This window comes from Candidatus Laterigemmans baculatus (genome assembly GCF_010367455.1).
Taxonomy (GTDB): domain Bacteria; phylum Planctomycetota; class Planctomycetia; order Pirellulales; family Pirellulaceae; genus Laterigemmans; species Laterigemmans baculatus.
Map to the genome: position 1 here is coordinate 136,287 of NZ_WRPR01000112.1, position 19,757 is coordinate 156,043.

Sequence of the window (19,757 nt, forward strand, 5' to 3'; positions counted from 1 at the left end):
CTTGATTGCTCCCATGCAGCTGTTTGCCGCCCGCATCGCCCTCCTCGCCTATCTGGTTGGTGGCTTAGCCATCCCAGCGGCGCACCAGTATGGGTGGGTGCACGCGGCGGCGGGAGTTCCGCATCAGGGCCATGCACACGGAAGCCACTTCCACGCGGGCCACTCGCACGCGGGCCACTCGCACGAAGCTCCCTGCCACGATCAGGCGTCAGCGACGGCCAGTGATGGTGCGGCCAGTGATGGTGCGGCGGAGTCCTCGGCGACTCGTGACTGCTGCCCCACGGCGAGCGATCGAGACCACTGCTCAGCGATTGCGGCAACCGTCCCTCAAGACGCGGCGTGCGGCGACGACTGTGCCGTGTGTGGCTTTACCGGGTCGGCTCAGACGCCGCTGGCCGAGCCGCTGCCGATGCTCCCTCCGGTACCGCAGCTTCAGGCGGCACTGGCTGCGAGCGGCCCTGGGTTCAGTGCCGCGGATCTCCGTGGGGACCGGCTGCGGGGCCCTCCTGGCGACGTGATTTTGGTTTAGTCCATTCGTCTTTCCAAATCACGTGAGTTTCCTGAGATGTCTGTACGCCGAGTTTCTGCGCGCCGCGCCTTTACGCTGGTCGAGTTGTTGGTGGTGATCGCCATCATTGGAGTGCTGGTCGGATTGCTTCTGCCAGCGGTGCAAGCGGCTCGCGAAGCCGCCCGCCGGATGAGTTGCCAGAGCAATCTGCGGCAACTCGGAATCGCCCTGCACAACCACCATGACACCTACGGCTACTTTCCCGATGGCTGGGATGCGATCGACGAGCATCATGAGCCCGGCTGGGGCTGGGCCGCGGGCTTGCTGCCGTTCATGGAGCAGCAGCCGGGGCACGATCTGATCAACTTCAACGAGCCGATCGAGACGCCCGAGCACAGCCCGGTGCGGACGATGACGGTTAGCAACTTCATGTGCCCGAGCGACATCGGGCCGAGCATTTTTGCGATCGCCGAGGGAGACGGGCTGCACGGCCACGGTCACGGTCACAGCGGGATCGGGTCGCTCGAAGACGACGACCACGACGACCACGATCACGAGCACGGACCCTCCCACGCCGACGAGGGGCTCCACCCGCTGTTCGAGATCGCCAAGTGCAACTACTCGGGCGTGTTCGGCACGTTCGACCTCCATGAAAATCCCTTCAAGGGCGACGGGCTGTTCTACGCCAACAGCCAATTGCGGATGCGGGACATCGTCGACGGCACCAGCACGACGCTGATGGTCGGCGAGCGGAGCAGTCGCTTGGGAGGCACGATCTGGCACGGGGCGATCCCCGAAGCGAACGAGTTCGAAGCCCGGATCGTCGGCGTCACCGACCACACGCCGAACCATCCGGTCGGGCACTTCGAGGACTTCAGCAGCTACCACCGAGGCGTCACCGGGTTCGTGATGGGCGACGGTTCGGTCCGGCACTTGAGCGACAACATCGACCTGGCGGTCTACAAGGCGCTGGCCACCCGCCAAGGCTCGGAAGTGGTCGACAGCACGAAGTACTGAGGACTGCGTGCTGCGTACTGGCAGGGCTGGTTGCAAACCTTTCTCGCGGGGCTATCTTCGACCGCTTGTTCGAACGTCACCCGCGAGGAAGCAAAGATCATGAGTCAGGCGTATGGCAACGGAAAGCCGGGAGTAGCCGCTTTCCTGGAGCATCATTACCGGCATTTCAATGCTCGGGAAACGATCGACGCAGCCCGCGGCTATCGCCAGTTCATCGACGAGGGAGGCAAGATGCTGGTCAGTTTGGCGGGCGCGATGAGCACCGCCGAACTGGGGCTGTCGCTCGCCGAGATGATTCGCGCGGGACTGGTGCATGCGGTCAGTTGCACCGCCGCCAACCTGGAAGAAGACATCTTCAACTTGGTGGCTCATGACGAGTACCGGATCATCCAGGACTGGCGGGCGCTGTCGGCCGAGGACGAGGTGAAGCTGCTCGAAGAAGGCTTTAACCGCGTCACCGATACCTGCATCCCCGAAACGGTCATGCGGAACATCGAAGCCCGCTTGCTGAAGCTGTGGATCGAAGCCTGCGAGCAGAATGAGCCCAAGACGCCGGCCGAGTTCATGTTCCGCTTGCTCGACGATCCCGAGCTCGAACAGCACTTCCAGGTCGACTCCTCCGCCTCCTGGGTGCTGGCGGCCAAGGAAGCCGGCATTCCCGTCTTCGTCCCCGGATTCGAAGATTCGACGCTCGGCAACATCTTCGCCGCCCGCGTCTACGAGGGGGTTGTTCCCTCGCACAGCGCGTACATCAGCGGCACCGGACAGATGGAGCGGCTGATTCGTTGGTATCGCGAGACGAGCGACGAGTCGAAGATCGGGTTCTTTCAGATCGGCGGCGGGATCGCGGGCGACTTTGCCATCTGCGTCGTCCCGCTGCTCAATCAGGATCTCAAAGCCGACATCCGGATGTGGAGTTACTTCTGCCAGATCAGCGACGCGGCGACCAGCTACGGCGGCTACAGCGGGGCGGTCCCCAACGAGAAGATCACCTGGGGCAAGCTCGACGCCGAGACGCCCAAATTCATGATCCAGAGCGACGCCACGATCGTCGCGCCACTGATCTTCGCCTACCTGCTCGGGTGGTAGGTAGCAGGTAGCAGGTAGCAGGCACGCGGTTCCCATTCGTACTCGTACTCGTACTCGTACTCGTACTCGTACTCGTACTCGTACTCAGCGGAGCGGTACTCGTACTCAGCGCAGCGGTACTCGGAGGCAGCCCGGACAAAGGATTCGAGTACGAGTACGAGTACCGCTGCGCTGAGTACGAGTACGAAAAGAAAGTTCTGCCCGTAACCTGCTCCCTGAACCCTCTCCCTAAGCTTTCCGGATGAAGTGTTCGGCGTAGCTGCGGACGTGGGTTCCGTTGAGCACGTGGACCATCCGCAGTTGGCTGACTTCGGCGTCGCTGAAGGCGCTCAGCGGGACGTGGACCAGTTGTTTGCGGAAGCGGCGGGCGAGCCTCCGCCAGCCGGCTCCCGGCGGCAGCCAGCTGAGCAGCGCGACTTGCCGGCTACGGCCATGCATGCAGGCGGCCGCCAGGAGCCGTTCCTCAAGCGTTTCGGCGAAGTCGAGCCGCCGGTCGTTCCAGATGTCGTGGATCATGCGGGGCGGGTAGAGGAACATCGCGCCCCCGTAATTCGCCAGACAGATCCCTGGGCCGACGACCTCGCGGCGGAAATCGCTGGCGTAGAAGGCGAGCGTCGATTCCTCCTCGTGCTCGGCGAACCAGGTCGTCCGCCAGGGATAATCGCGGGGGTCGGCGGGGCTGTCGAAGAGCATCACGCAGGCGTCGAGCGAGCCGCGGTCGGGCGGGATGACTTTGACGTAGATCTCCCCTTCGTACCAATGCCGCAGCGTGTCGCGGATGTCGATCCCGTCCTTGACGCTGGTGGTGAACTTCTCGGTCCGCGCCAGGTCGGCTCCGGTGATCGCTCTCGCGCGGTCGAAGACGCGGGTCCGAAATCGCTCGATGCGACTGTCTTCGGGCGGGTAGCTGCACTGGCCGAGCGGGTTCCACTGGTACCGCCAGCGACGCTGCTCGTCGCTCGTCGGTCGCCGCTGCAGCTCGACCGTTTGCCAAGTCGTCGCCGGGCCCGCTAGGCGGCTGACCAGCGGCACGATTTCACCATCGGGCAGCCGCGCTTGATCGATCCCGAGCGTCACTCGCGGCGCGTCGAGCGGAGGTTGTTCATAGGGATAGCTCCGCGCAGTCTCGACGACATGCAGCGCGAACTGGTCGCCGAGAATCTGTTTGCTGGCGGTCACGATCGTGTACAGATCGGGCGTCATCCGGCGATGCAGCAGCGACAGGTTGCGGATGTACTTGAGGCACTGCGAGAGCAGCAGCGGCGTGATCCGCCGAGCCCGCTTGCCGAGGTCGGCTCGATAGGCATCGCGGGCGGCCACGAGCAATTCCTTGACGCCGTCGACCGAGAGGTTCTCGTCATCCTCGAGCTCCGCCCGCGCCCGCTCATACAAGCCGGTGATGAATGGCAGCTCGCCAAACAAAAACATCAGCGAGCGGGGAGCAAGCTCGTACGCCACCGGTCGCTCGACCGGATCGGGCTCCGGACAAGCCTCCGCGCCCCGCAGTGCGTCCGCTTCGCGATACGCCTCTCGCAGCCAAGGCCACTGCAGAACGCTGCTGATCACCAAGATCCGCGCGTGCGTTTTCTCTAGCTCTCGGAGCTGCCTCGCCATGTAGACAATGCGATCGCGCGATTGGCGGTCCGGCGGCTTGGGGATTCCCGGCAGCAGCGCCGCGGCAAACCGCTCGGGGGAAACCTGCCGCAGCGCGTAGGGATCGGGCATCGAGGCCGAGAGGGGCAGAAACCGATCGGTATCCAGATCGATGTACGCCCGCGGGATGTGCTCGCCCATCGCCGCGCGGATCCCCATGATCACCGGCTGGCAGGGATCGATCGGCACATAGCTCAGCGGCAGCGAGTCGCGTTCATCCTCCTCGTCCTCCTCGTCGTACTCGCCCCCCATCCCCGTCGCCGGCTCCCCGTTCCACTCGCGATACTCGATCTCCGCTCGCCCCGGCTGGATCACGATCGAGGGATTGGGGAGCTCGAGGACCGCCTGCTCGACCGGCTCGCGAAACGACTCCGGCAGCGGGACCGCCACGCAGTCAAAGTCGTGCTCGAGCATCCAGCGGCGGACGAGCAGGGCGCATTGACCGCTGCCGTGAATGATCGGCAGCGCCGTAATCCGCGGGCTGATCTTCAACAATGGAGGAGTGCGGTGCATCGGCGAGTCCGCTGAAAATCAAGCGGCGCCACATCTCGAGGCGCCGAAGCGAGGGTCGCTGGCGAGCTTCCGGACAGCACGAGCGGAGGCGACGGCAAATGCCAGCGACGAAAATCGATGGAGCCAGTGTATCGTCTTCTCCGAGCAAGCGACCAGCCGCCCGGCTTGCCCCCTCCGCACGAAGGGTGAGATCGGCGTCTCAAGATGAGACACTGCGGCCCCTGCCGCTCTCTAGCATCCACCACGAGCGACTCGCTCCAGCCAGCCGATGTGGGAGAGCAGGTGTGGGAGTGCGGGAAGCGTTGCGGAAACGTTTTGCCAGCATTCTACGGCTCCTGCCTTCCCCTTCCCCCCGCCAGCACTGAGCGGCTGCCGCTTCGCAGGTCTGCCTGCTCGTCCGATGGCATGATCCTTGCATTTACTACACTCCGCAATTAAATCGAAACTGTATCCGGCGTGGCAGATAACCCAATCATGGCAGGGACCAAGGCGATGAACTCTCTCTTCCAGCGATCGACGGTAGGTGCCGCCTTGATGGTGGCCATGGCGATTCCGGCCTCGGCTCAAGAGGCTGCTCAACCCGCCCCGCCTCCCCCGCCCCAGCCGGCTGCGGCCGATGGAGTGGTCCCGGCGGTGCCTGAAGCAGCGGCACCCCTGCGGCGGGACCGGCGAGCTCAGGCAGCGGCAATCGCGGCCGAAGCTGGCTACGCCCCCGCAATCCGCTACCCGGATCAGTCGATGAGCTTTCTCGACCACAGCAGCACTTTTGCCGAGGGTTATCTGCGAGGGGCGGGTCAGTTGGCGCGAGGCCTAGGAGCGGCGAACCTCGACAACTCGCTGGCCGCCATGAACTATCAGGAGGCCTATCGGCGGTCGCTTGAAAATTCGCTCCGCTACGCCGAGACCTACTATGCTCGCCGTGACCTGTGGTTCGACTACCAGGAGGCGACGCGGCGAGAACCGCTCTCGATGGAAGGCTATCGCCGGATCGCCGAAGCGGAAGGCGCGGATCGCCTGACGGCCGAGCAAATTGACCCGGAGACGGGCAAGATTCGTTGGCCGGCGCTGCTCGAAGCCGACGTTCTCGAGCCGTACCGGGTGACGGTCGAAGAAGCCCTGGCGAACCGCTCGGTGAATGAAGTCGGACTCGGCAGCCGCACCTATGAACGCGTGCGGCGATCGGTCGAAGCGATGCGGTCGATCCTCGATCGCAACAAAAAGTCGCTCCCGAGCCACCTGTATGTGAACGCGACGCAGTTCCTCGACAGCGTCCAGTTCGAGTCGCGGTTCGCCCCGCCCGGCGCTGAAAACACCGCTGCCGAGGACGTTCCCCCCGCGACCCCGCCGCGACCCGAGTGATCCGCGGAGCGTCGGCTCAAGCGCCCCTTGCATAATACCCTCCCCCCGGGAGGGTCGAGCGTCAGCGAGGGGAGGGAGAGCAATCCCACACGATAAGCCCCGAGTAAAATCCGAGGTTACGGATACCCTCCCCGCTCGTTCCTCGCGACCCTCCCAGGGGGAGGGTGTTGTTGCGGGTTTTCTGAACGAACGCTAGCGCGTGGCGGCTGATAAATGTTTCGCACGCCCGCGTCGACTCCGCTCAGCACGCCACGGGTGCTGCCCAGGGATTCTTCCAGTCGCCCCAGCCGGCTAAATAGCGCGAGTAGGCTTCGCTCTCCGCAGCCCGGTCGCTGATCCACTCCTTGCACTGGGCGACTAACTCATGCTCGCGCTCGAGCGTCAGTTCGCCTCGCAGGACCGCGCACCGCAGAAAGACGAAGTAGGTGTCGAGGACGTCGCAGCGGCAGTAATCGCTGATGCCTTGGCGGTCGCCGTCGTTGTGCATGTCCTGCACCATGTGGCCTTCGACGCACATCTTGCCCGGCTTGCCGATCAGCTCCGCGGCCAAGTTCAGTCCGCCGGTGAACCGCGTCGCTCCGCAATTGGTCAGCACGTCGAGCAGATCGAGATGGCAGTGGGAGTTGAAACGATTGCGAGGTTGGTCGAACGATTTGGCTTTGGGCCGGAACCAATTGGGGAGCGAGCAGCCATAGCGGAAGGCAGCGAGCTCCATCAGCGGCATGTCGAACGTGCGGCCGTTGAACGAGACCCAGGTCGGCTGGTTGTAGGCATCCCAGCCTCGCCAAAACTGCTGGGTCATGACGTGCGAGCGGAATTGCGGTTCGTCGAGCGAGACGAGATCGAGGAAGCGAAAGTCGGAAGCCACCTTGGCAACCACGATCGCCACGGGGACCTGGAAGGTGTAGGGAATGAAATCCCGCTTGCCATCGGACTCGGCCAGCAGATCGGCGCGATACCGCTCGATCGCTTCAGCCGGTTGCAGGTCGTCTCCCGGATAGCGGATGTTGGCGATCAACTCGCCGTCCGCCGCGCTTTCGACGTCGAAGACAAAGTAGCTCACGTCGTCACACTGGCTCATCGGACACGGGGCTCCGCGGATTTCAAAAGTCGTGGATAATCAGTTGGCGTGAATCTGGTCCAGTGATTGTAACAGCGTCTCGATTGGAGCCCGATGTGGCTAGCACTCCCGAATCCGCCCGCACTTCCAATTCTGCCCCACTCTCTGAATCTCCCCGCCCGGCGATCAACCGCCAACGGCTGTTGGAGAATTTTCTTCAGTACGTGCGGGTCGAATCGACCGCCAATCCGGATGCTAGCGGTTATCCGAGCAGCCCCGGGCAACGGGAGCTGGGGCGGCTGTTGGCCGAACAGCTCGCCGAGTTGCCGCTGGAGGATGTCCATCAGGACGAGCATGGTTTGGTCTGGGCCACGATTCCCGCCACCGCGGGCCGAGCGGGCGGGCAAGCAGCGGGCGGACCAGCAGCGGGCGGACCAGCAGCGGGCGGGCAAGCAGCGGGCGGCAGCGGGCCGGCGACCGTCGCTCTGATCGCCCACCTCGACACTTCCCCCGAAGCGGCTGGCAAGAATGTTCGCCCGCAGGTGATCGAGTCGTACGCGGGAGGCGATATCGAGCTCGAAAGCGGAGCCAAGATCGCTGTCGACGCCGCACCCGAGCTTCGGGAGCTCGTCGGCCACACGTTGATCACCAGCGACGGCACCACGCTGCTCGGTGGCGACGACAAAGCGGGAGTGGCGATCATCATGGAGCTGGCGCGGCACCTGAGCGAACATCCCGAGCTGCCGCACGGTCCGGTGAAGATCCTGTTCACCTGCGACGAGGAGATCGGTCGCGGGACTGAAAAGATCGATCTGCAGAAACTGAACGCCACCGTCGCCTACACGATCGATGGCGGCGGAGCTGGCGAGCTGGACGTGGAAACGTTCTCGGCCGATGCGATGAAAGTCGCGTTCACCGGCCGCAACATCCATCCGGCGATCGCCAAAGACCGGATGGTCAATGCGCTCCGAGCGGCTTCCGAGTTCGTAGCCTCTCTCCCTCGCGATCGCCAAGCTCCAGAGGTCACCGACGGGCGGGACGGGTTCGTCCACCCCTATCACTTCGAAGGCGGAGTCGGTCGTGCCGAAGTTCGCTTGCTGCTGCGGTCCTTTGATACGGCCGAACTCGAGCGGCAAGCGGCCGAGGTCCGCGCGGCGGTCGACCGCACCCAACAAGCGTTCCCCGGCCTCGACTGCCAGATCGAGGTCACGCGGCAGTATCGCAACCTCAAGGAGGGACTTCAAAAACTCCCCGAGGCGGTGCAGCTCGCCCGACAAGCGATGTTAAATCTGGGCCGCAAGTGCGAAGAGACAATCATTCGAGGTGGGACCGACGGCTCGCAGTTGACCGAGAAAGGGCTGCCGACGCCGAACCTCTCCAGCGGTCAGCACAACATCCACTCGCTGCACGAATTCGCCAGCCTCGACGAAATGGTCGCGGCCGTGGAGCACCTGGTCGAACTGCTCCGCCTCTGGAAGACGGAGTACTGAGTACTGAGTACTGAGTACTGAGTCGGCCTACGGTAGCCAGAGGGCTGGTCCGCTGCCGCGACGGCGGGCTTTGATTCGCACGTAGGGAGCGATGTAGCGGGCGCGGTCGGCAAACGAACCGTGCTCGGCGTCCTCTTTGGCGTGCACCGGTTCGACCAAGTCCTCAATGACGAATCCCGCTCGGCAGATGCCCCCGATGATCTGCTCCCAGCGATGCAGGAATTCGGTCGCTCCCGATTCGCGCAGCCTGGCCGCCGAGCTGCAACTCTCGGTCGGCGGCGGAACCGGCGCTTCGCGGTAGTAAGTGTGCCGTAGCTGGTAACCGCCGGTGGGCTGGGGATCGATCGAGGCCTGCAGGCTCACCGGCTGCTTGTGCTGGCTGACGTACAACCCGCCAGGACGCAAAACGCGGGCGACTTCGGCGAATACCGGGGCGACGCGGCGGACGTAACAGGTGCTGACCGGGTGAATCACCAGATCGAATTCACCGTCCCGCAGCATCGGCAGATCGTCCATCGTTCCGCGTATCGCACGGATCGATAGCGAGCGCTCCTGGGCCACGGCGCGGTCCAGTTCCAGCATCGCCGGACTCAGATCGACCACCGTCACTGCGGCACCGGCGGTCGCATAGAGCGCACTGTGGCGACCACCTCCCGCAGCCAGGCAGAGGACTCGCCAGTTGCGGATGTTTCCGCCGAGCCACCCTAAGGGATCGACATGCGCCAGGGGGTCTGCCAGTTCGGCATCGCTAGCGGGCTGGCAGAGCGGCCGCCGCTGTTCGACCATCCGGTCCCACGCTCGCCGGTTCGCCTCGAGCACCGCCGCATCCGGAGCGGAAGCATCGGGCGAAGAAGCATCGGGCGAAGAAGCATCGGGTGGCGCTGGGTGGTCGGGATTCACGCCGGCGATTTTGTAAAAACGAGATTAAGTTTGCAAGCGACGAGCAAACTGCTCTGGAGCGCGCCGCAGGGTCAAAGCGGAGCGCCGGGCACAACTGTGCGTCGCGGGGCTGCGCTACCATCAGGAGCGAAACGCAAAACGGCTCGTGAGCCGCCCTCGGGTGAGGGTGCTCCGAGCCGTCGCTGCGGATGGTCATCGGGTCGCTAGTTCCAGAAAGTAGGACTCAGGCTGCGTGTCCGCCGCACAGGGCTTCGACCAGGTTCTCGAAGCGGTTCTGAGCTTCGCGGCGACGTGCGATCCGCTCTTCCAAACCCCAGGACGCCCGAATTTCGCGGACGCGGCGATAGATTTCTTCCGGGCTCGGCCCGCAATCCCCACTCCCCTCGCGGAGGCTCTCATAGTGAGACGGAACGGTCGTGAAAGAGACAGCGGTGGGGGTGGTGGTCAACATGGCATTCTTCCTGATTTACCAGAGCAAAGGGGGATAATCTCGGCCTGTCCAATCTCCAGTGGACCGGTGGGACTGACGGCGAGCCGCCGAGGTGGGCGGTCCTGTCAGTCACCTCCCCCATCAAGCAACGGTTATGCCAATTAATTCGGCTGCGCGGGTTTTCCCCAGATTTCTTCCTCAAAGCCTCGCTGGTCCCACGGCTCGCGGTGCGGCAAGCGGAGGATCGACAGCTCGTCGTTCCGCTCCCCGACCAGGATCGAAACCAGTTCCCGCCAGACGTGCCGCGGGCAGCTCCCCTTGAGATCCACGTACTGAATCTGCGGGCCGAGATCGTAGAGCATCCCGTCGAGCTGCCATCGGCCAGCTCCTTCCCCCTGCTCCCGGTGCTCGCCGCGCCAGGCGAACGAGCCGTCCCACTCAAAGTGCAGTCGCTCGATCTGCTCGAGCCGCACCGCCACGTCCTCAAAGCGACTCGGCAGGGGGCCGCCGCCGGGCCCGTAGAGATAAATCGCGAACGGCTTCATCGTCCCTCTCCCCGCTCAGCGATCCGCATCCGAACCATTTGCTTCGGAACCGGCCGCATCGGCGTCCACTTCAGCAGCCAGCCAGCGAAGGTAACCGTCGCTGCCGCCAGCGACCGGGATCATCAGGATCTCCGGCTCGTCGTAGGGATGCGCCTCGCCCAGGTACGCGATCGCCTGCCGAGCGGCGGCCGCGGTCGTCTTGAGGGTCAACCGGAACTCGCTCGCCTGTTCGATCTCGCCCGCCCAGCGGTAGACGCTCGCGAGCGGGCCATCGATCTGCACGCAGGCAGCCAAGCGACGCTGGACGAGCCCCTGCGCGAGCGTCTCGGCGGCAGACTTTTCCGCGACCGTCGTGACGATCTGAACGGCGTCGAGGTGAGTCATGGTCATCCTTTCCAGTGCGTCAGGCGGAGCGGACCGTCAGCCGCATGCCCTGTTTTTTGATCACGCGGACGGCCGCATCGGCGGCAATGTATTCCCCTTCGGTCGTGACGTCGACGACGTCCTCGGCGAACTCCGCTTTGCCGCTCGGTCGCAACGGCGAAACCGTACGCCCGAGGTCGCCGACGCCGATCCGTTGCCAGGCGGGGGGCATCGCGGTCGGCTCTTTCTTGTTGCCACTCTCGAGCCACTCGCTTTCGGCTCCGGAGTCGCTGGCCGCGGGGGTGCCTTGCGGCGCGGGCGGTTCGAGCACCAGCCGCCGAAACAACGGCAGCGAGGTGAGCGAGTCGGCGGCAAGGAAGGCAACCACCACCGCCCCCAGCAAGGCTGCACACACCGCCACGACGGTCGTGGCCAGGTCAAACCAGTCTTGCCCGGACTGCGGCAGCAGCACCCGTCGCGAAGCCATCACCAGCGAAAAAGCCAGCAAGCCGATGCCCGCGATTCCCGCCACTCCGAACCCGGGAAACACGAACACTTCGGCAGCGAGGAAACCCAGGGCCGCGAGGAACAGGATCACCTCCAGCCAACCGGCGGTGCCCCCCAAAAACCGGCTCCAAAAGAACAGCGCAAAGCAAAGTGCGGAGACGAGGCCACCGATCCCCAGCCCCGGAGCCCAGAGCTCCACCCCGAGGGCGATCAGACCGATCAGGATCAGCAGCGCGGCGACCCAGCCCGAGTTGAGCAGATCGACCGTCCTGTCGACCCAGGTCCGCTCCAGACGCGTCACCGGGCGGACCGCGTTGAGCCGGTCGAGGGTCTCGTCCAGCCCTTCGCTGGTCGCCTCCGCCAAACCCAGCTCCACCGCTCGCGAGCCGCTGACGGTCAGGAAGGTCCCCTCGCGCGATTCGAACACCGGTGGCCCCCGCCGCCACTGCTCTTGGTCGGCCATCGATTCCCATTCGGCTTCGGTAACGTACCGCTGGCGGCCGTCCTCGAGGTGCGTTAGCGAATAAACCGTGACGTCTTTGTCGACCATCGCTTCGGCCAGCGCCGCCGGTCGCCCCTGGGCTTCGGCGAGCGTCCGGATCGAGGCGACGACCGGACTCCGCTGCTTCTCTTCGACGTACTGGAAGGGAGAGAAGGGACCGCCGATGATCACCCCCACGTCGCCGAGCTGAGCCTCGGGATGCATCTCGATGCGATCGCAAGCCAGCGCGATCATCGCCGCCCCGCTGTGCGCGTTCTGGCGAATGTAGGCCACCGTCTCGACATCCTCCGCCTCGCGGATCAGGGTCACGATCTCAAACGTCGTATCGAGCCGTCCCCCGGGACTGTCGATCTCCAGCACGATCAACTCCGCTCCCGCTTCCCGGGCCTCGGCGAACTTTCGCTCCAGAAATCCCCGCAGATTCGGCTCGATCACCCCCTCGAGCGGAATCACGAACGTTTTCGGGCGAGCCATCGCCCCGGCGGCCGGCGGGGCAGCCTCGGCAGCGGCCGGTTCCGCAGCAGCGGCCGATTCCGCAGCAGCGGCCGATTCCGCTGTGGGGGCCGGTTCCGCTGTGGGGGCCGGTTCCGAAGCAGGGGGCTGGGCCGCAGCGGGGGAAGACGAGCTGCACGCTGCGAGGATGGCGAGGGCGAACAGCAGGCACGGCGAGAGCCGGAAAGCGAGCAGCATGGCGGAAGCTCGTGAAGGGGTGACGGTGAGCGGGCGGTTGGCCGACGCTCAGTGGCGTCGCCAGAACACCGGGAAGATCAGCACGAGGATGCTGAACACCTCGACGCGGCCGAGCATCATCAGCCACACGAACCACAGTTTGGCTCCTTGGCTGAACCCGGCGTAGTTCCTGGTTCCTCCCACGACCCCCAGTCCGGGGCCGACATTGTTTAATGTAGCGGCCACCGCGCTCGCCGAGTCGAGCAGTTTTTCGCCGAGCATGCTGCGGATCATCTCCCGCTCGATCTCCACCGCATGCGCTTCGGTCGGTGCGGTGGGGGTGATCAGCGTCAGCTCGCCGGTGTCGTCGCGGGCCACGCCCCACGTCGTATCGGGCTCAAACGTGATCAGCAGCATCCAGGAGGCGATGAAGATTGCCAGGATCAAACAGAAGTAGACCAGGATGTTCCGCGTCAGATCGGGATCTTCGACCGGCTGGCCGCCGACCCGCAGCAGGCGACGGACGCGCGGGTGGTGAGCCTGCTCGATCTCGAGCCGGAGGATTTTATAAAACAGCACATGGCGGATGACCTTCATTCCCCCCCCGGTGCTGCCCGCACAGCCGCCGATGAACATCAGCAGCAAGAGTGCGCCGCGGCCAAAATTGTTCCAGACGTCGAAGTCGGCCGTGCCATAGCCGGTCGTCGTCAAGATCGACACGACCTGGAACAATCCGAAGCGGAGGGCCTCGGTGGCGTCGCCAAAATGGGGATCCCCGTACCGCATTCCAAAGAACATGATGCCGATCGTCACCACGACGATGATCCCGATGTAGGTCTGGAACTCGACGTCGCGGAGCAGCCGCATCGGTTGGCCGACGGCGGTCAGATAGAGCAACGTAAAGTTCGTCCCCGCCAGGACCATGAACACGATCGTGGTGTATTCGATCAGCGGACTATTGAAGGCACCCAGGCTGAGGTTGTAGGTGCTGAAGCCGCCCGTGGCCATCGTGGCGAAAGCGTGGCAGATCGCGTCGAACCCGGTCATGCCCTCGAGCCGGTAAATCGCCGAGAGAACGATGTTCAGGCCGATGTAGATCGCCGCGAAGACGAGCGCGGTGTGCTGCATCCGCGGCATGCTCCCTTCCTTGGTCGGACCGGGCATCTCGGCCCGCATCATCGCTTTTCCCGCCGAGCCCTGGCCGAGAATCGCGACGAACAACACGACGATCCCCAGCCCGCCGAGGAAGTGCGTGCTGCTCCGCCAAAACAGGATGCAGTAGGGGACCAGGTCCGGATTCTCTAAATCGGTCAGCACCGTCGCCCCGGTGGTGCTAAAGCCCGACTGCGATTCGAACAGCGCCTCGATGATCGTGATCGGTCGCTGTTCGGCGACCATCGTCCCGCTCAGGTAGTAGGGAAGCCCGCCGAAGATCGTCGCCAGCACCCAAGAGAGTCCGACCACGGCCATCGCTTCCTTGCGATACAGCGGCCCCCGAGCCGCTCGCCCGGTCCACCAGAGAGTTCCCCCGACCATCCCACAGATCGCCATGCTGCCGAGCAGCCCCAGGACGCCGGCCCACTCCACATGCTCGTTGGGGAGCGGTGCGGCGAGCGTGCGGTTGGAGAGCGCCGGATGGGCCCAGGGGAGGCTGAACACCATCGAGCCGCCGATCAAGAGGCAGACGATCCCCACCAAGCGGCTGAGCAGCAGATAGTTCATGCGGCCAAACGGGAGCGGGAGGGGGAAGGAAACTGCAGATGTTGTCGGTCTTCCTCCGGTTCCGATCTAGGGGGGACCCTTCGCTACCGCCCGAGCTCCACCGGGTCTGCCTCGACCGGATTCGACCCGGCGAGCCCCCAGCCGAGCACGAACCCGAGCCCGCTGGCCACCGTCGCCGCCAATTCATGCGGCAGCGGAACTCCCCGCGGCTCGAGCCACGGCTCGAAGAAAATCTCCCAGCCGAGCAGCATGTGCAGGCTCCACAGCCCGATCCCAAAAATCATCGAAAGGATCGCCGCGGTGGCCGGTGCACGGCGGGTCCGCAGCCCCACCAGGAACGGCACGAACAAACCCACCAAGGCCATCGAATACGAGCCCTGGACCAGCTCATACGCTCCTTCGCCGCTGTACGAGAGCCACGCCGAGGCGATGGCGACCGCGAGGATCGAGGCACGCTGCAGCAGCAACAGTGACTGCTCCGACGGTTTTCGCCCCAGCTGACGGCGCAGCAGCGGCTCGACCAAGTTGTGGGCCATCACCGCCGACGGAGCGAGCACGGCGCTGACGATCGTCGAGAGCACGGCCGAGACGATCGCGAGGAAGAACACCAGCAGCAGCAAGGGGCTCAGCAAGCCGCTGGCGACGACCATCACCACGTCTTCCAGCTCCCCGGTCGCCTCCGGCAACAGCAGGTGGGCGGCCATCCCCGTCCCGACCGGCAGCACGCCCATCAGCAGATAGCCGCCGCTGGCCCAGAGGCACGCCTTGGCGGCGATGCGGTCCGAACCGGCCGAGAAAATCCGCTGCATCAAATCCTGCATCGGCAGATTCCCCAGAGCCCCAATCGCTAAAGCCGAGAGGGCGGTCAGCGTGTCCCGCCAAAACGTCTCGGGATCAGCGATCCGCCACCGCTCCTCGGCGGTGTCATTCCACAGCCGGTCGACCCCGGAGAGCGGTTGCCCGCTGCCGAGCTCGACCAGCACCGCCCACCCCAGGATCAGCAAGCCGAGCAGGATGAAACCGATCTGCACCGCGTCGGTCCAGGTGATCGTCCACATCCCGCCGAGCAACGTGTAACCGGTGCCGAACAGGGCGACCAAGCCGATCCCCACCTCTTTGGGAATGCCAAAAAATGTCTCGAGCAGCTGAGCCAGGGCGACGAACTGGGCTGCGACCCAGCCGAAATAACTCGGGACCAGGATCAGCGAGGAGACGATCTCGGCCCGCTTCCCAAACCGACGGAAAAAAAAGTCGGGGACCGTCAGCAGGTTCATCCGCCACATCGGCCCGGCCACGAACAGCCCGGCGAGCAGCAGGCAGAGGGCGATCCCGAGCGGGTCGAGCATCGCTTTGCGAAGACCCTCGTTGCCCACCTCGTCGGCGGTCGTCATCAGCGATTCGGCACCGAACCACGTCGCGATGATCGTGATCGTCGCCAGCGAGACCGGGAGCCGCCGTCCGGCGAGCACGAAGTCCTCGACGTTGCGAATCCTCCGCTGTGCCAGGTAGCCGATGGCATACATCGCGAGCAAATAGAGCAGCAACGCACCGGCGAAGACGGAAAGCATCGTTTCCGACAGCGGGGAAGTAGCGTGCATCCGCGTCCCACCATCTCAGGAGCCAGGAGATAAAACGCGCCAGCCGGTACCCGACTCGCCGCTTTCGACGCCCTGGCACCGCCCACGCGAACCGCAAAATAGTAACGAAACTCTAGCCGCTGCCGAGCCCAAACCGGCCGCGGTTCGAGAGCGGACGAGCCCACCGGTTCGTATCGAGCAACGACACCCTCCCCCCGGGAGGGTCGAGCGTCAGCGAGGGGAGGGGGAGCAATCCCTAACGATGAGCCCCAAGTGAAATTCAGCGTTGCGGATGCCCTCCCCGCTCGTTCCTCGCGACCCTCCCGGGGGGAGGGTGTTGGTGAGGTGCCGGTTTGCTGACAGAGATCACCGCCCGTCGGCTAATGCGTCATCCGGGCCAGCGTTCCCGCGAGGGTTTGGCGGAGTCGGCTCCAAGCGGCCCGCGGGCCGGCGACGATGCCCTGGTTCACTTCCAGCTCGATTCCTCGGTAGTGCTCGATTCCTCGGTAGTGCTCGGGGGCGAAGCGGCGACGCAGATGGGTGGTCAACCCGTCGGCGACGCCCCGGTAGGGATGGTTCATCCGCACCCGCAGCCCGGGCTGTGCCTCTTCGAGCGCTCGCTTCCAAGCCCCGCAAAAAGCTCGTTCGCCGTTTCGCCGGGGGTCGTACAGCAGCCCGATGTCGACCGCTCGCTCGCTGCCGTTCCAGACCGGTGTGAACGAGTGCACGGATATATGCAGCACGGGGACATGCAGCACGGGGACATGCAGCACCGACGCGGCGCGGGCTGCCGCCTCCGCGACTGCCTTGCCGACCGCTTCTTCCACCCGTTGGCGATAGGGATGGTAGTGCTCGCGGAGCAACCGCGCGCGGTCTTCCGGGCGCAGGTCGCGGGACCACTCGGAGAACAACGAGCGATTGGAGAGCGAGCGGTTGAGGTCGACCAACAACCGCGTGACGGTCGCCGAGTACAGCGGAGCATCGAGCCGCCGAGCCAGTTGGCGAGCGAGCTGGAGCGCCCCGGGATCGAACCCGCGGTGGCTTTGCAGCGCCTCGCTGGCCGAAGCGAACCGCTCGGCCCAAGCGGGCGGCAATCGGTTGCCGCCATGCTCGCAGGTAATGATCCTCATGGGATGAAGAGCTGGTTCTCCGCCAGGCGGTCGCACAGATGGGCGTACACGGTGCGAAGGTGGTTGGGCGAAAAATCGTCCCCGACCGCCTGCAGAATCCGCGACGCCAAGGTTCCCGAGTGAACCAGTTTCTCGGCGACCGGTTTGAGCTCCGCCGGGAGCGCTTCGGCCCCCGATTGGTCGCTCCAGGAGAGCAGATGTTTCCAAAGCTCTCCGGCTGAGACCGAGGGCTGAGCCGGCGAGAGCGTGATCCCAAAATGAGCCAAGTAGGCGGCGTCGGTGATCTCCGCCGCTTCCCCCTCGCGGACCGTCTGCCGGAACAGCTGGCGCAGCGATCCGCTGTCGACCGCTTGCTGCTCGGCCGTCGAGGTGTGGATTTGCTCGACCAATCGCCGCACCACGCTGGTCGTCAAACCGGCGATCGCCAAATCGGCCGCCGGACATTCCTGCACGTCGATCACGCGGATCTCCAAGCTCCCCCGCTGGAAGCGGGCGATCGCGCCGCGGGAATTGAGGAACTCATCCTGCAGGACGCCATCGGGATCGTGCGGAGCGAGGTCGCGGTACATCGGCTCGAAGATCGCTCTGCGGTATTCCGCTTCGCTGTAGACCGGCTCGGGGATCACCCCGCCGCAGACCGACGGAATGCGGTCGCAGTTGTGCTCGTAGACATTCAGCCGGGTGTCGAGATACTCCGAGCGGCGACCGTCGACGATCGGCGAACTGGCGGCCAGGGCCGGTAGGATGGGGAGCACCAGCCGCACCGCCGCATGCAGCCGCCCGAATTCCTCATCGCCGTCGAAGGGCAGGTTCAGGTGCATGCTTTGGACGTTCGACCAGCCATGCCCGGTGCAGTCGAAGATCCGGTTGAACGTCTCGTAGATCTCGCTCGAGTCGCCCAGCCACAACTGGGTCTCCCGCGCGGGCTGCATCCAGGGGTGCATCGCCGTGGGCATCAAGCGAGCCCCGAAAGCGGCCAGGCGTTTGTTGGCCGCTTTGACATTCTGGTGGAAATGCTCGGAGAGGCCGGCCAGAGACGGAGCCGGCTCGCTGGTCTTGAGCTCGATGACGTGATTGACGAGCTCGTTGGACCAGACGATCGCACCGCGCCGCAGGTCCGACACGGGATCGCCGTCGCGATCGACCAGAATGCGGTCGGCGACCGGTCGCACGTTCATGCGTTTCGCATCGATGATTCCATATTCGATCTCGATGCCCAGGGCGGAGAACAGGCCCAGCGTCGTGTTCACGCGGATTCTCCATGAACCGATTTGCGTTGCTCAATCCGCTTCAGAAAGACTTCCATAATTCTTCGATACAATTCGTCTCGGAGGATTTGATCTTCGTAACCCGCGTCTAGATTCGGATTGTCGTTGACTTCGATCACATAGAAATTGCCATCCGACTCTTTTACATCCACGCCATACAAACCATCGCCAATCAGGTTGGCCGCTTTGAGCGCCACGGCGACCGCTTTTCGCGGGGCGAGCTCGACGGGGATCGTTTCGCTTTTGCCGTATTTTCCGTTCCCTTCGGCCGATTGCTGGATGATTTGCCAGTGTCCCGGCGCCATATAGTACTTGCAAGCGAAGAACGGTTTGCGGTCGAGGATCCCGATGCGCCAATCGAAATTGGTAGATAGAAATTCCTGAGCGACGAGTAAATCGGACTTGCTAAAAAATTCGTCCAGACGCGTCTTGAGTTCTTCGGGCGTCTTGACCTTGACCACGCCTTGCGAAAAAGCGCTGTCAGGTTTCTTGAGCACGCAGGGAAAGCCGAGCTGTTCGCCAATCTCCTCCGCATTGTTGCGGTGCACGATCAACGTCTTTGGCGTGGCGATCTTATGCCGCTGCATCAACTCCGCCAAATAGACCTTGTTGGTGCAGCGGACAATCGATTCGGGATCATCGATGACCACCAGACCTTCGCTCAGCGCGCGGCGGGCGAAGCGGTAGGTGAAATGGTTGACCGAGGTCGTCGCGCGGATGAACAGCGCGTCGTATTCGAGCAGATGGGCGGCCTGGTCTTTGGTGATTAGATCGACCGCAATCCCCAGCGACTCGCCCGCTTTGGCAAATTTCTTCAGCGCCGACGAGTTCGACGGCGAGTCATCCCCGGCCTGCGGATCGTGGAGGATCGCGAGATCGTACCGCATCCGCGGACGCTTTCGGCCGGCCGGCGACCGCCCGGCAAAATGCTTGTCCGCCGACTCGAGCACGAACGGCCAGTGCGAGGGAGGAATTTCGCGGCAGCCGATCGCTTTGATCGCGCGGAGCCGCCAGCGATCGCTCTTCGAGAAGCGAAACCGCAGCAAGGGGGCCGGGAAGATGTTGAACAATTGCCGGCTGAGCCGCTCGTAACGCGCCGCCGTGTTGCGTCCAAAGTAGACGCTCAGCGTGAAGTTCTCCGACTGCAGGGGCTTGAGCGATTGCTGGATCAGCTCGTCCAGTTCGTCGCTGACCAGCCGCAACATCGACGGCGACTGGATGTCCTGCAGCGTGATGATACTCGGGACCGGCTTGTGCCCCCGCGCCTCGGCCAAGAGCGAGACGTAGTAGCCGGTCGTCTGGTACTGGTAACTGCTGCAGAGATTGAAGACGCGCGAGTGCCGCCGCTGCTGAGGCATGTCGGGGGCTAAGTAGGACCAGGCGTCGCAGACGTCGACGCTGGTGTTTTCCAGCGGCCAATCTTCCGCTGAATCAGAGACAATGAGCGCCGGCATC

General features: G+C 64.4%; 17 protein-coding genes. 5 read left to right on the top strand and 12 right to left on the bottom strand.

What is annotated here, in order from left to right; all coding sequences use genetic code 11:
• The first annotated feature begins 1 nt into the window (after position 1).
• The 3 genes from GNK13_RS18615 (at position 2) to GNK13_RS18625 (ending at position 2,614) form a co-directional block, all read left to right on the top strand.
• Positions 2 to 529 (top strand): hypothetical protein, encoded by a 528-nt coding sequence (locus GNK13_RS18615; RefSeq protein WP_164104053.1) that lies wholly within the window; start codon positions 2 to 4, stop codon positions 527 to 529.
• 36 nt (positions 530 to 565) lie between these two features.
• Positions 566 to 1,525 carry a DUF1559 family PulG-like putative transporter gene (locus GNK13_RS18620; protein ID WP_164104054.1) on the top strand — a complete coding sequence of 320 codons (960 nt, stop codon included), beginning with the start codon at positions 566 to 568 and terminating at the stop codon, positions 1,523 to 1,525.
• A 99-nt stretch (positions 1,526 to 1,624) separates the two neighbouring features.
• The gene (locus GNK13_RS18625; protein WP_164104055.1) at positions 1,625 to 2,614 is read left to right on the top strand and encodes a deoxyhypusine synthase family protein; all 990 of its coding nucleotides are present in this window, start codon (positions 1,625 to 1,627) and stop codon (positions 2,612 to 2,614) included.
• A gap of 228 nt (positions 2,615 to 2,842) precedes the next feature.
• Here the strand turns inward: GNK13_RS18625 and GNK13_RS18630 are convergent, their stop codons facing one another.
• Positions 2,843 to 4,780: a hypothetical protein gene (locus tag GNK13_RS18630; protein WP_164104056.1), complete on the bottom strand. Its 1,938-nt coding sequence runs from the start codon at positions 4,778 to 4,780 to the stop codon at positions 2,843 to 2,845.
• 492 nt (positions 4,781 to 5,272) lie between these two features.
• On the opposite strand from GNK13_RS18630, the gene GNK13_RS18635 reads away from it, so the two are divergent.
• Positions 5,273 to 6,139 (top strand): hypothetical protein, encoded by an 867-nt coding sequence (locus GNK13_RS18635; RefSeq protein WP_164104057.1) that lies wholly within the window; start codon positions 5,273 to 5,275, stop codon positions 6,137 to 6,139.
• A gap of 241 nt (positions 6,140 to 6,380) precedes the next feature.
• Here GNK13_RS18635 and GNK13_RS18640 read toward each other — a convergent pair whose 3' ends face one another.
• A complete protein-coding gene (locus tag GNK13_RS18640) occupies positions 6,381 to 7,220 on the bottom strand; it encodes a 3'-5' exonuclease (protein ID WP_235935336.1) in 840 nt (279 codons plus the stop codon).
• A gap of 164 nt (positions 7,221 to 7,384) precedes the next feature.
• Here GNK13_RS18640 and pepT point away from each other — a divergent pair, with 164 nt between their 5' ends.
• Complete coding sequence (gene pepT, locus GNK13_RS18645) at positions 7,385 to 8,689, top strand: peptidase T (RefSeq protein WP_164104114.1); 1,305 nt, start codon at positions 7,385 to 7,387, stop codon at positions 8,687 to 8,689.
• Positions 8,690 to 8,716: 27 nt separating this feature from the next.
• Here the strand turns inward: pepT and GNK13_RS18650 are convergent, their stop codons facing one another.
• The 10 genes from GNK13_RS18650 to GNK13_RS18695 form a co-directional block, all read right to left on the bottom strand.
• Entirely contained in the window at positions 8,717 to 9,475 is a 759-nt protein-coding gene (locus GNK13_RS18650; RefSeq protein WP_164104115.1) for a class I SAM-dependent methyltransferase, read from the bottom strand.
• Between the two features lie 337 nt (positions 9,476 to 9,812).
• On the bottom strand, positions 9,813 to 10,040 hold the full coding sequence (locus GNK13_RS18655) for a hypothetical protein (protein ID WP_164104058.1): 228 nt from the start codon (positions 10,038 to 10,040) through the stop codon (positions 9,813 to 9,815).
• A gap of 140 nt (positions 10,041 to 10,180) precedes the next feature.
• Positions 10,181 to 10,564 carry a hypothetical protein gene (locus GNK13_RS18660; RefSeq protein WP_164104059.1) on the bottom strand — a complete coding sequence of 128 codons (384 nt, stop codon included), beginning with the start codon at positions 10,562 to 10,564 and terminating at the stop codon, positions 10,181 to 10,183.
• A gap of 15 nt (positions 10,565 to 10,579) precedes the next feature.
• The gene (gene cutA, locus GNK13_RS18665) at positions 10,580 to 10,948 is read right to left on the bottom strand and encodes a divalent-cation tolerance protein CutA (RefSeq protein WP_164104060.1); all 369 of its coding nucleotides are present in this window, start codon (positions 10,946 to 10,948) and stop codon (positions 10,580 to 10,582) included.
• Between the two features lie 19 nt (positions 10,949 to 10,967).
• Positions 10,968 to 12,626, bottom strand: a complete 1,659-nt coding sequence (locus GNK13_RS18670; RefSeq protein ID WP_164104061.1) for an NfeD family protein — start codon at positions 12,624 to 12,626, stop codon at positions 10,968 to 10,970.
• A 48-nt stretch (positions 12,627 to 12,674) separates the two neighbouring features.
• On the bottom strand, positions 12,675 to 14,327 hold the full coding sequence (locus GNK13_RS18675; RefSeq protein WP_164104062.1) for a TrkH family potassium uptake protein: 1,653 nt from the start codon (positions 14,325 to 14,327) through the stop codon (positions 12,675 to 12,677).
• Between the two features lie 83 nt (positions 14,328 to 14,410).
• Entirely contained in the window at positions 14,411 to 15,925 is a 1,515-nt protein-coding gene (locus GNK13_RS18680) for a sodium:solute symporter family protein (RefSeq protein WP_164104063.1), read from the bottom strand.
• Positions 15,926 to 16,284: 359 nt separating this feature from the next.
• Entirely contained in the window at positions 16,285 to 17,034 is a 750-nt protein-coding gene (locus GNK13_RS18685; protein ID WP_164104064.1) for an N-formylglutamate amidohydrolase, read from the bottom strand.
• Entirely contained in the window at positions 17,031 to 18,284 is a 1,254-nt protein-coding gene (locus GNK13_RS18690; RefSeq protein WP_164104065.1) for a carboxylate-amine ligase, read from the bottom strand. The genes GNK13_RS18685 and GNK13_RS18690 overlap by 4 nt, the downstream gene beginning before the upstream one ends.
• On the bottom strand, positions 18,281 to 19,756 hold the full coding sequence (locus GNK13_RS18695; RefSeq protein WP_164104066.1) for a RimK family protein: 1,476 nt from the start codon (positions 19,754 to 19,756) through the stop codon (positions 18,281 to 18,283). Before GNK13_RS18695 ends, GNK13_RS18690 begins: the two co-directional genes overlap by 4 nt.
• Position 19,757: the final 1 nt, after the last annotated feature.

Excerpts from the sequence above, each read along its gene's own strand:
- GNK13_RS18620 (WP_164104054.1), top strand. The coding sequence starts at position 566 with ATGTCTGTACGCCGAGTTTCTGCGCGCCGCGCCTTTACGCTGGTCGAG.
- GNK13_RS18630 (WP_164104056.1), bottom strand. The coding sequence starts at position 4,780 with ATGCACCGCACTCCTCCATTGTTGAAGATCAGCCCGCGGATTACGGCG.
- GNK13_RS18670 (WP_164104061.1), bottom strand. The coding sequence starts at position 12,626 with ATGCTGCTCGCTTTCCGGCTCTCGCCGTGCCTGCTGTTCGCCCTCGCC.
- GNK13_RS18635 (WP_164104057.1), top strand. The coding sequence starts at position 5,273 with ATGAACTCTCTCTTCCAGCGATCGACGGTAGGTGCCGCCTTGATGGTG.
- GNK13_RS18680 (WP_164104063.1), bottom strand. The coding sequence starts at position 15,925 with ATGCACGCTACTTCCCCGCTGTCGGAAACGATGCTTTCCGTCTTCGCC.
- GNK13_RS18655 (WP_164104058.1), bottom strand. The coding sequence starts at position 10,040 with ATGTTGACCACCACCCCCACCGCTGTCTCTTTCACGACCGTTCCGTCT.
- GNK13_RS18675 (WP_164104062.1), bottom strand. The coding sequence starts at position 14,327 with ATGAACTATCTGCTGCTCAGCCGCTTGGTGGGGATCGTCTGCCTCTTG.
- GNK13_RS18660 (WP_164104059.1), bottom strand. The coding sequence starts at position 10,564 with ATGAAGCCGTTCGCGATTTATCTCTACGGGCCCGGCGGCGGCCCCCTG.
- GNK13_RS18695 (WP_164104066.1), bottom strand. The coding sequence starts at position 19,756 with ATGCCGGCGCTCATTGTCTCTGATTCAGCGGAAGATTGGCCGCTGGAA.
- cutA (WP_164104060.1), bottom strand. The coding sequence starts at position 10,948 with ATGACTCACCTCGACGCCGTTCAGATCGTCACGACGGTCGCGGAAAAG.
- GNK13_RS18640 (WP_235935336.1), bottom strand. The coding sequence starts at position 7,220 with ATGAGCCAGTGTGACGACGTGAGCTACTTTGTCTTCGACGTCGAAAGC.
- GNK13_RS18625 (WP_164104055.1), top strand. The coding sequence starts at position 1,625 with ATGAGTCAGGCGTATGGCAACGGAAAGCCGGGAGTAGCCGCTTTCCTG.
- GNK13_RS18650 (WP_164104115.1), bottom strand. The coding sequence starts at position 9,475 with ATGGTCGAACAGCGGCGGCCGCTCTGCCAGCCCGCTAGCGATGCCGAA.
- GNK13_RS18685 (WP_164104064.1), bottom strand. The coding sequence starts at position 17,034 with ATGAGGATCATTACCTGCGAGCATGGCGGCAACCGATTGCCGCCCGCT.